General features: G+C 50.2%; 9 protein-coding genes. All 9 read left to right on the forward strand.

Annotated features, from left to right (window positions below; translation table 11 throughout):
• A partial coding sequence (locus tag LZ463_RS28655; RefSeq protein WP_241459744.1) for a phosphopantetheine-binding protein occupies nucleotides 1-250 on the forward strand: 250 nt, incomplete at its 5' end.
• Nucleotides 251-347: 97 nt separating this feature from the next.
• Nucleotides 348-2,012 carry a cyclic peptide export ABC transporter gene (locus tag LZ463_RS28660; protein WP_241459745.1) on the forward strand — a complete coding sequence of 555 codons (1,665 nt, stop codon included), beginning with the start codon at nucleotides 348-350 and terminating at the stop codon, nucleotides 2,010-2,012.
• A gap of 17 nt (nucleotides 2,013-2,029) precedes the next feature.
• Nucleotides 2,030-2,941, forward strand: coding sequence for an alpha/beta fold hydrolase (locus LZ463_RS28665; RefSeq protein ID WP_241459746.1), 912 nt, complete (start codon nucleotides 2,030-2,032; stop codon nucleotides 2,939-2,941).
• Nucleotides 2,942-2,958: 17 nt separating this feature from the next.
• The gene (locus LZ463_RS28670; protein WP_241459747.1) at nucleotides 2,959-3,675 is read left to right on the forward strand and encodes a Fe2+-dependent dioxygenase; all 717 of its coding nucleotides are present in this window, start codon (nucleotides 2,959-2,961) and stop codon (nucleotides 3,673-3,675) included.
• 39 nt (nucleotides 3,676-3,714) lie between these two features.
• Nucleotides 3,715-5,673, forward strand: coding sequence for a hypothetical protein (locus LZ463_RS28675; protein ID WP_241459748.1), 1,959 nt, complete (start codon nucleotides 3,715-3,717; stop codon nucleotides 5,671-5,673).
• A 63-nt stretch (nucleotides 5,674-5,736) separates the two neighbouring features.
• Nucleotides 5,737-7,785: a carbamoyltransferase family protein gene (locus tag LZ463_RS28680; protein WP_241459749.1), complete on the forward strand. Its 2,049-nt coding sequence runs from the start codon at nucleotides 5,737-5,739 to the stop codon at nucleotides 7,783-7,785.
• Between the two features lie 40 nt (nucleotides 7,786-7,825).
• Nucleotides 7,826-9,430 (forward strand): MBL fold metallo-hydrolase, encoded by a 1,605-nt coding sequence (locus LZ463_RS28685; RefSeq protein WP_241459750.1) that lies wholly within the window; start codon nucleotides 7,826-7,828, stop codon nucleotides 9,428-9,430.
• A 54-nt stretch (nucleotides 9,431-9,484) separates the two neighbouring features.
• On the forward strand, nucleotides 9,485-10,231 hold the full coding sequence (locus LZ463_RS28690) for an aspartyl/asparaginyl beta-hydroxylase domain-containing protein (protein WP_241459751.1): 747 nt from the start codon (nucleotides 9,485-9,487) through the stop codon (nucleotides 10,229-10,231).
• Between the two features lie 47 nt (nucleotides 10,232-10,278).
• Nucleotides 10,279-11,185: condensation domain-containing protein (locus tag LZ463_RS28695; RefSeq protein WP_241459752.1), on the forward strand; the 907-nt coding region annotated here is incomplete at its 3' end.

Raw genomic sequence — 11,185 nt, forward strand, 5'->3', positions numbered from 1 at the left:
AATCACTCTTTCAAACATCTGGCAAGAAGTGTTGTACCTGGACCAGATCGGTATTGAAGATGACTTCTTTTCTCTGGGCGGCCATTCGCTGGCGGCTATGCAAGTCGTCTCACGAATACGTGACGAATTCAATATCGAACTTGCATTAAGAGATATTTTTGAATTTACCACCATTGATGCGCTGGCGCGCCATATCGATTCTCTCGGCGCCAGCATATCGTCCGACGCCATAGAAGAGGGAGTCATCTGATGGAATCAAATGCGAATCAACCGTGGATAGCGTCAAGCTATCCGACTGAAAACGACAAAGGCGCTGCTTCTCGCGCTCACTCATATGGGGCAGAAAAGTGAAGCTGATAAAACTCCTGTGGCGCGAGTCACCCTACCAATTTGTGTTTTCCATCGTATCGAGTCTTTTGACTGCGATCTTCATGCTGATTCTGGTGACTTTGCTTTCACAGTACCTGGGGCAGTCAACGAATCAACTGGCAAACTGGTGGCAATTTCTGTTGCTGGCGATGGCAACGACCATGCTGCAAGTTGTCGCCAACATATTCATCTCATCGCTGACACAAACCATCATTCAACAATTACGTTCGAATCTGGTTCGACGCATCATTGGCGCACCCATGATCAGTATCGAGCAGGCACGTCCATCGAGCCTGCTGACATCGCTGGTTGACGATGCAGGCAGGATAGCTGATGCCCTTCCAGGCATCATCGCACTGGTACGCGACATGACCTTCATGGTCGTCTGCTTTGCCTATCTCGCCTGGCTCTCATACAAGCCCTTGCTCATTATTTTTGCTGTCATGGGGATAGGCATGCTGCTGCATACCCCACTTCAAAAGTCGGGGGTCAAGAATATCATGGCCCTGCGCACCAAAGAGCAGCAACTATTTGGCGTTTTCAAAAATATGGTTGAAGGTATCAAGCAGTTGAAGCTGAGCGGCAATCAACGTAAAGAAGTCATCGCCTATCTTGAAAATTCCCAAACTTCAATCTCGAAGTTGAATACAAATTCACTGATCTCTTTTTCTGTCGCGAATGCATATGCTGTCCTGTTGTTTCTTATCTTGATAGAAATCCTCATTTTCGGAAAATTTTCTGACTTTGTCGATCATCAGATATTGATGGCCTACACCTTGTCCCTGATGTTCTTGCTCGGCCCCTTGCAAAATATCTCGAGTACGACGCAGCAACTTGGCCGTGCCGGTGTTGCATTGGGGCGCATACATGAACTGGAAAACGCCCTGGCTGATACCAGCCTGGATGTCATTGAATCAAATACAAACAATGCCACATCAACTCTGAAAATCAATGGTTTCACTCACTGGAAACGACTTGTCATGAGTGAAGTCACCTACCATTTCAAAGACAGCGCACGACAGGATCTTGATCTGGGTCCGTTCAATGTGGTGCTTGAGCCGGGTGACGTGTTATTTGTGGTTGGTGGCAATGGCAGCGGAAAAACGACTTTCGCCAAAATACTTGCAGGTCTTTACGCACCTGGGAGTGGCCACATCAGTCTCGATCATATAGAGATCAATGATACCAATCGTCAATTCTATCGTCAGCAATTCGGCGCAGTTTTTGCTGACTTCACTTTATTTGACGGACTAGGGGGTACCGAACATGACCCGCGTGTCGATGCAGACTCCGAATTATTGCGTCAACTGAGACTGGATCATGTCGTCGATCCCAACGTAGGACTGTTTGCCCAGGCTGCGTCATTTTCCAGCGGCGAGCGACGCAGGGTAGCCATGTTACTTGCCTGCCTGGATGACAAGCCCGCTTACGTATTTGACGAATTTGCCGCAGACCAGGACCCGGAATGCAGGGAATTGTTCTATCACGAGATCGTGCCAAGGTTACGAGCACTTGGAAAATTGATTGTCGTCATTACGCACGACAGTCGCTTCTTTGATTGTGCAGACCTGATCCTGACGCTGGAGCGCGGCATGCCACCGACACTGCGCAACAACAGGCAACCTGTGCGTGTAGCGAGCTGACTCTTATGGATGCAGAAATGACAACCATTGACGAGATCGGCGCAACCGGGCAATTAATCGAGATCAAGGGGCGCGACGGCGGCGTTTCTGCGGTCCGGCGTTATGGTCAGGGCGAAGTCCCACATCTCTTCATTCATGGATTCGCAGAAGGGAGCTATGTCTGGAGGCGAACAATTTCACGTCTGCCGGCAAACGCATGTGCCTATACCCTGGACCTGCGCGGTCATGGCGAATCTGACTGGTGTGAAAATGGACAGTATGAGACAGTAAATCATGTCCACGACACTTTGCACGTTATGGATGTGCTGGGTTTTGATCGCGTTATTCTGATCGGTCACTCCTTGGGCGGCAAGGTTGCAGCAAGGGTGGCCGCACTATGCAGAGAAAGAGTTGCCGGCCTCATTATCGTCGATACAGAACCTGATGCCGATCCTGTTGCGAAAGCCCATGTAGGGAATGCGCTGCAGGCCAGCTTGCAGCAATACGATTCAGTCGCACAGTATGCAGAGCAACTGGTCGCGACGCGCCCTCTCGCGCCGGTCGCCCTGCTCACCGAACTCGCCCGTGATGCCTTACGCCCGATAAAGAACGGGAAATTTGAACTGCGCGCCGATCCCCGACTGGTTACATCGTATCCATTTGAAGAAAGCGGAGCTGAGGTCTGGGACAGCCTCGCACGTGTCAATTGCCCTTCTTTGATCGTTCGCGGCGCCTACTCTGGCATCCTCAGCTCATCGAGTGCTCAACGCATCGTCTCACATATGCGCGATGCCACATTAGCGATAGTCGCCGCAGCCGGACATTCCGTCATGATCGACAACGCAGAAGGATTTCAAGCGGTGATCGAAGCTTTTCTGGGTAAATTGCGAGAGGCAAGCTTGTGTTATGCAAAAGCGTCGCAAGAGCCATCCAGGTCATCAAAGTCATAAATTTTACGGGGACTTCCATGCATATCCATATTCTGAAGAACTTGCTCAATTCCGAACAACTGGCAAAAGCCCGTGGCATGCTGGTGCAGGCAAAATGGGGAAGTGGTCATTTATCCGGAGGGAACGAGGAGAACAAACGGAACACAGAACTTGCCCCGGAATGCCCGGTGTATATTGACTTGCTGCGTCTGGTCGAGTCGAGCTTGAGGGAGAGTCTGGATTTCCAGGTGCATGCATGGCCGCGGTACATGACTCGCCCCATCATCAGCAGGTATGAAGAAGGGATGTTCTACAAGGAACATACTGATTTTCCAGTCGCCAATTTCCTGCACAGCGCGGCAAGCCCGGCCCATCGCGGTTTGGCTCCCGTGGGAACAAATTATGTACGTACGGATATGTCAATCACCTTATTCCTGAGTGATCCTGATAGCTACAACGGTGGCGAACTCACGTTTAATAATGCCGGGGAAATGCAACGCTATAAGTTACCTGCGGGAAGTGCAATTCTCTATCCGACAGGTGTGCCGCATTCCGTTTCAATGGTAACTCGCGGCATTCGAACCGCGGCGATCTTCTGGGTACAAAGCATGTTCCCCAATGAATCACAGAGACTGGCAGTCACGCAAGCCTACCACTTGCACAACAGTGTCGAGCAAGCGCTTCCTGGCTCTCCTCAGGCACAGCAGGCTGAAGTGAATTTCCATAATGTCTTCCGCCTGTTTGCTGAAGTGTAAAACCGCCTTGTCTGCATCCATAGTTAAAAGGATAAACAAATGTTGGTCTTAGGCTTACACGTACCTGTTACGCACCCGCCAGCAGTCGGGCAATTGTTTGCCAGCGCATATCAGGGAGGTGCAGCCGCCTTGATACGCGACGGCGTGCTCCTTGCTGCGATGACAGACGAGGAAACAAACCTGTCTGACCATATTGTTACTATCCCATACAACGCGATTGCATCTTGCCTCAACCAATGCGGCATTAACTGGGATGAAATTGATGCGATCGTCATCGATACCAGCGAAGACGCCCTTGACACAAAATGCCGGAACCTTGCACTGGAAGACGCATCCATACCAGTCCTGGATTCATGCGCACTGATCAGTGAATGTTTTAGTCGTTTTTTCAAGATAGACGTACGGTCACGACTACACTTTTGTGACCATATTCTTGCGCACGTATACAGTGGCTTGCATGCATCAGATTGCGAGGATAGTTTATGCATCTGTATTGATGATGCCGTCTCTTCTGGTGGCGGTGGAGTCGCTGAATGCACCGCCGGGGTCATTCGTCCTATGGTGGCGTGGTCCAAAGATCAATCGCTGGCAAGGATTCTGCAATTTTCCGCTGACTTGTTGACATTGTACGGTGCCAAACCATTGCAAAGACACGAACTTGGTTTGTCGGGTGACGGACAACTGTATAAACATCTTTTCTCACGCCTGGTACGGCTGCTGCCGAATGGGAATTTTCATATTGCCAGCGAAGCTGAGTATCTTGATGCAATACAACGTACGCCTGTCGATACCGCGTCTGCCAGTTTTCGTACCGACATCATTGCCAGTGCATGTACCGCGTGCTGCAATGTACTTGATCACGTACTGAGGCATTACCTGAATCAAACAAATGCACGCAGCATCATATTGACAGGTAATGTTGCCTCTATACCTGTATTTGCCAGCCATCTGGCAAACAAGTTAACTTTTTGCCAGGTGTCCCTGCCAAAATGGGCTGCCGATACGGGTAATGCCATCGGTGCAGCCCAGTCTCAACATCCTTTGTCTGCACAAAGCCGCCAGCGCCATCTTGCGATTATCCAGGGGCAGAACTATCCAGCGCAAGCCGGGAATCTCGAGGACATAGTCGATCAATGGAAGGATATTTTTACCATTACCTCTCTAGTAGAGCCGGAGCAGACCGCGGCTGCTTTATTGGCGAATGGGGAAATGATTGCCTGGATGCAGGGCAGCCCGGGGTTTGGTGTCGTTCCATGCGGCCAATGGGCCATACTTGCTGATTCTCGCCTCAATACCGGGGAAACAGATAAGAGCGAATTTTTTTTCGACACACTATGTGTGCTCGATGAATTTGTCACGGAGTATTTTACAAACACGACTGCTGCCTCCTCTCTTCGCTATTTCAATTCGGGACTGAAAGATGCAGGTACACATAGTCTGGGTGACTGGTTCACCGCATCACATAGCGTCTCAGCCCTGAAAGTCAACGCTACAGAGTTGCCTTACCTGCATGGCTTGATGTCGCATTTTCTTCAGGAAACTGGCATACCTGCGTTACGTCTCGCCCGCCTCGAAAATGAACTTGGCCATCCTTTGACAACATTGTCACAAGTTATACCTTTGTTGCTGAATTCATGCGTCGATGCCGTGATTGCTGATCATTGCCTCATTCGCCCCATCGTGGAATTGAAACTGACTCAATTCGCCAATCGTCTCAAATTACGGTTGGCGCCTGAACATCAACTGGCACGCTATACAGATGCCAACGGCAAAAAAAATCACGCTGTGGAAATGTGCGCACCACAAGCACAGCATACGTATGTGCGACCTGTTTCAGCAGAATTGTTTTCCATTTTGAATTGCCACGAGCAGGAATCAAGCCTGTCTGCCCGTTGCATGCTTCTTGGAAATGCAAGTGAATCTGCGATGGAGCAACTGCTTCACGAAATACTGCCACTCTGGCGTATGAAAGCTGTAGAAGTGCAAATGATGAACTGACTCCCAGCACATGAACGCGCTGACTCAGGGAAAAATAGAATAACCAGAAAAGGATCAATCGGAATGCTTGTACTTGGATGGCATGGTGGCTGGAATACTCCGGACTTTGGTCATAACGCTGGATGGCGATCTCGTCCCGGCGTGATCGGTCATGATGCAGCTGCGGCGATCATGTCCGATGGCAAAGTCATTGCCGCAATTGAGGAAGAACGGCTTAACCGGATGAAGCACTGTAACTTTTTCCCTGAAGAAGCCATACGGTTTTGCCTGAATTCGGTCGGTGCGACGCTGACAGACCTGGATGCCATCGCCGTAGACACATCCGAAGAGTTCCTGGATTTATGGATATTGCAGGAACGTTTTGCTCTCACCGGCCCAGTTGCCGGTAGCGGAAGACGGGCAATTGCATCATTATTCGAACGTGCATTCGGTGTCGATATCGCCAGACGTATCGTATTTTGTCGGCACCACATGGCGCATTTGTATGCCGCGTGGTACACATCTGGATTTGACCACGGACTTAATCTCTGTCTGGATGCAGCAGGTGACGGGCCATCAGGTCTGATCGCACAATGCAATGCTGATCATACGCAGATTCTGCGCCAGATTTCGATCGACAGATCACTTGGTTATTTTTACGTAAAATTGATTGGTTTGCTTGGCTATCGCCTGTTTGACGAATACAAAGTCATGGGCCTGGCCCCCTATGGAAATGCCAAAGTCTACAGCAGTGTCCTGAAACGCCTGTATCGCCTTGAACCAAACGGCCAGTATTCCCTGATGCCAATGGATCAAAGAAATGCATTGCTGGCCGAAACCGGCCTTGTGAGTAATCCACGCCGCAAAGGCGAACCTTTTACGCAGGTTCATAAGGATTTTGCAGCAGCACTTCAGGAAGCGCTTCAAGATATCGTCATGCATGTGCTAAGGCATTTTCAGGCAATGACTGGTGAAAAGAAGCTGTGCCTGTCTGGTGGCGTTGCCCAGAATTGTTCCATGAATGGTGTCATCCTGCGTTCCGGACTGTTTGATCAGGTACATGTACCACCAGTTTCGCACGATGCCGGCAATGCACTTGGTGCGGCAATTCATGCATGTCGTGAATTAGGCCAGACAATCTCGCCGACAGTAATGCCTCACCCGTATCTGGGTAGCGATATAGGTTCGGACGAAACGATAGGCGCAATGCTTGCCGACTGGCAGCCGCTTATAGAATCCCGCAAAGTCCAGGATGCGCCTGCTGTTGCCGCAGAATTGATCGTGAACGGTCATGTCATTGCATGGGTACAGGGGAGGTCGGAATATGGTCCGCGAGCACTGGGAAACCGATCCATCCTGGCTGACCCCCGCAAGGGAGAAAATAAGCAGATCATCAATGCGATGGTCAAAATGCGCGAAGGATATCGTCCGTTTGCCCCATCAGTCATTGAAGAGCAGGCGAAAGACTATTTCGAGTTCCCGGCACTGGTTTCTGTTGCGCCGTACATGACGATCATTGTTCCGGTCCACCCGCACGAACATGCCCATCTTGGTGCGATTACGCATGTCGACGGCACGGCACGCGTACAGACAGTCAGCAAGGTATCCAATCCACTTTATCACCAGTTGATAGAGCATGTTGGCAAGCTTTCCGGCGTACCCATGGTACTGAATACTTCCTTCAATAATCATGCTGAACCGATTGTTGATTCTGTTGACGATGCTGTCACATGTTTTTTAACAACGGGAATAGAACGTCTCGTCGTAGGTAACTGGATTGTTGAAAAAACGAAAGCAGCAGAAAAGAATGACGTGCTGTTCGGACTGATACCCAGCGTACCTTCACACAGAAAACTGGTACGCAAATCGCTCGGCAGCAGTACCAGTTTCACTCTGGACAGTCTGGCGCACGATGCCTTTGCCGAGCCATCCATCAGCGTTTCCAACCTGTTGTTTCAACTATTGCTTGATGCGGATGATGATGCGATCTCAGCAAGAATTTCCCGCATTCCGGATCTCACTGATGCTGACCTGGATAATCTGCATAAGGAATTATTTGATGTCTGGCAACGGCGCGGCATTGCACTTATGCCGGACCGGCGAAAGCGTACACCAGAGAAAAACAGGAAATAAATAACAGACTTTCCCACCCACCTTCTTAAGGACAAAAGCAATGAGCAATACGAATGCAACTGATTTAGTCTATTTGAAACCAAATACCAAGATCGAACCTCTATGCTACAGGTGGTGGGCATGGCCGCATCTGGTTTCTCCAGCGCAACAGGCCTTTAACATTGTGCACCGCCTGATTCCCATGCTCCGCTCTTTCATCGCGAATCCATCGGTTCACGTTGCGACCACTCGCGACCCTAAATTTTTGTGTGCCCCCTTCCTGCACCTGAAAGAAAGTGATGTGCCGACCATTCGCGCTTTGCTTGACAAGATGACTGCAGAGTGTTCTCACCTTATCCATTTCGCCGATGATTTCTTGAAATTCGAAAGGCAGTTACTGGACAGCGCAAAAGGATACAGCCTCGATGATTTCTACGACAAATTGCCTCCATCGCTGGCTGGCCTGATCGAGCTGACTTACGACTTGAACAATCATCCACACATGCGCCTGATTGAGGAGTTGCTTTACGATCAAGCCTTACCCAATGAAGCAGGTCAGGAATTTATCTTCATGAATGAACCTGACAACCAGCGTGATTTCTTTCTCAATACGCCACGGGTAGACAGGCCCGATCGCTTTGTCGCTTCCATTCCTTTTCGAGACAAACGCATAGACCTGGTTGCCGCGAGCCGCATAAAACCGACTTCATTTGCAGATCTGGTAGAAGCTTTTGAGGTAGACGCCGACAAAATTGAGGTGTTCCGCTCATTTTTCACTGAATCAGCTCCGCCACGAATTTTCCCGAATTACCAGGGCGACGATGTTCGCCTGAGATATTTTGGTCATGCCTGCGTCTTGATTCAGACAGCTGATGTGTCGATCCTGGTTGATCCTATGGTTGCCTGGCAAAGTGATGACGCCGCTGCCCGGCTGGCATTTGCTGATCTTCCCGATGTCATTGACTATGTATTCCTGACGCATAACCACCAGGACCACTTCTGCCCGGAAGTGATGCTGCAGCTTCGCAGCCGGATTGGTACTGTTGTTGTTCCACGCAATAACGCGAACACAATCGCAGACCCGTCCCTGAAGCTGACCTTGCGACATCTCGGCTTCGACAGCGTCCAGGTCATGGACCCTCTGGACGAAATAGCTTTGCCGCATGGACGTATTACCAGCCTTCCCTTTTACGGCGAACACTCTGACCTGAGCATCAATAGCAAGCACGGAATGTTGCTGGAAATCAAGGACCGTCGATTTGCTTTCCTTGCAGATGCAAACTGTACTGACCGGGTTCTGTACCGGCGTCTTGCTGAGCGAATCGGGAAAGTCGATGCGCTCTTCATCGGCATGGAATGTCACGGCGCTCCCCTCACCTGGCTCTACGGGGTATACATGGCAAACGCTGCACTGCGTAAAGACGACGAGTCACGTCGTCTGTCAGGGTCGAACTCAGACCGCGCCTGGGCTGTCGTTGAAGAACTGGGGTGCACACGTGTCTATGTCTATGCAATGGGACAGGAACCCTGGCTCAAGCATTTGCTGGGACTTGAATATTCACCTGACAGTATCCAGATCGTCGAATCAAATCGCTTTGTACAACGATGCAGGGATGCAGGATTCATCTCTGAACGTCTGTATGGTTGTCAGGAAATGATGTTCTAGGAAGCGCTTCCATAAAAAGACACAAGTTCATCTTGCTGAACAAGGAAAAAAATAATGAAAGCATTGGCAATGCTTGGGATGCGCTGGCGCGTATCCCTTTTTGGAACAGTCGAGCGTCTCATGAAACGCTATTCGTTGGTTGGCGACGAGCATTTCTTTGATACCAGGCACTTCTCCTGGGTTGAGCAGGTAGAAGCTGCGACACCGCTTATTGTTGAGGAACTCAATGCTGTTCTCAAACATCAGGATGCGATTCCCAACTTCCAGGACATTTCATCCGAACAGATGCTGATCACCAACGATGCGCTCTGGAAGACTTTTTTCTTTTATACGTATGGACGCAAGATGTCTGAGAATTGTGCAACTTGTCCAAAGACGAGCTCAGTGTTGCGTCAGATCCCGGGGTTGACAACGGCGTTCTTTTCCATCTTGTTGCCCAATAAAGTCATCCCTGTTCACCGTGGGCCTTACGCCGGTGTCTTGCGCTATCACCTGGGCCTGAAGATTCCGACACAGAGAGAGGCATGTGGTATCGAGGTCGGTGGCACTTTGGCACACTGGGAGCAAGGCAAGAGCCTCATCTTCGATGACACCTTCATGCATAAGGCCTGGAACCAGAGCGAGCAAATTCGTGTTGTGCTCTTCGTCGATTTTCGACGCCCGCTCCGTTTTCCATTTTCGCTACTCAACAGGATCTGGATTTACCTCATATCACTTTCCCCGTTTATCAAAGGCATGGTGCAACGCCAGGATAAATGGGACCGTGTTTTCCAGGATGCCTACAGGAAAGCCGAAAAATAATATTGATATCGCCAACATGCGACACTGCACGGAGATAGGACGCTTACATGAACGACATTTTGCAACTGGTAGCGGATTTTCAGGAACGCGGCGTTAGTCTGCGGATTGAGGAAGGCCAACTGAGGTATCGTGCGCCACAAGGTGCCTTGGACGCTGAAGATTTGCAGTTATTGCGGACGAATAAATCCGCATTGATGACTTACCTGCAGAGCGATATTCAATCGCCTCAGACGACATCAAAAGTACCGCAGATACGAGCCTTGCAAAAAACAGCACATGCACCGCTTTCTTTTGCCCAGGCCAGGCTTCGCTTTCTGGAACAGTTGGGGCAACTAGGTGAGGTCTATCATATCTCAGGTGCTGTTCGCCTCGATGGGCAGTTAAATATACAGGCACTTGAGCAAAGTCTCAATGAACTGACAAACCGTCATGAAGTACTGCGTACAAGTTACAAAACTGTCGATGGCCAGGATGTGCAGGTGCTTGGTCCGGCAGACCAGTTCAGGCTTACCATGGTCGACCTTTCCGAGTTAAGCAATTCGGAACAGGACCTACAGCAGGTCATGCAACAGGAAATCAGACGGCCATTTGACCTTGGTACCGGGCCAATGTTGCGCGCTGCCGTTTTCCGTATTTCAGGGCAGGCACATATACTTGTCCTGACCATGCATCACATTGCATCTGACGGATGGTCAATTGATTTGCTGGTGCGGGAGATGCGTGTACTGTACACCTCGTTCACACGGGGCTTGCCATCGCCGTTGCTTCCTCTTCGGCTACAGTATGCAGACTATGCCGCATGGCAAAGGCAATGGCTGCAAGGTGAAATACTGGAGCGCCAATTGTCTTACTGGCGCAAGCAACTGTCGGGAGCTCCTGATGCGCTGGATTTGCCCACCGATCATCCCCGCCCTGCCGTTGCCACACACCGTGGCGCAGTTTATTTCTTCAGTG

This window comes from Undibacterium paludis (genome assembly GCF_022568815.1).
GTDB lineage: Bacteria > Pseudomonadota > Gammaproteobacteria > Burkholderiales > Burkholderiaceae_D > Undibacterium.

Bases quoted from the DNA above. Each gene is read 5' to 3' on its own strand.
- LZ463_RS28665 (WP_241459746.1), top strand. From the start codon at position 2,030: ATGACAACCATTGACGAGATCGGCGCAACCGGGCAATTAATCGAGATC.
- LZ463_RS28670 (WP_241459747.1), top strand. From the start codon at position 2,959: ATGCATATCCATATTCTGAAGAACTTGCTCAATTCCGAACAACTGGCA.
- LZ463_RS28675 (WP_241459748.1), top strand. From the start codon at position 3,715: ATGTTGGTCTTAGGCTTACACGTACCTGTTACGCACCCGCCAGCAGTC.
- LZ463_RS28680 (WP_241459749.1), top strand. From the start codon at position 5,737: ATGCTTGTACTTGGATGGCATGGTGGCTGGAATACTCCGGACTTTGGT.
- LZ463_RS28685 (WP_241459750.1), top strand. From the start codon at position 7,826: ATGAGCAATACGAATGCAACTGATTTAGTCTATTTGAAACCAAATACC.
- LZ463_RS28690 (WP_241459751.1), top strand. From the start codon at position 9,485: ATGAAAGCATTGGCAATGCTTGGGATGCGCTGGCGCGTATCCCTTTTT.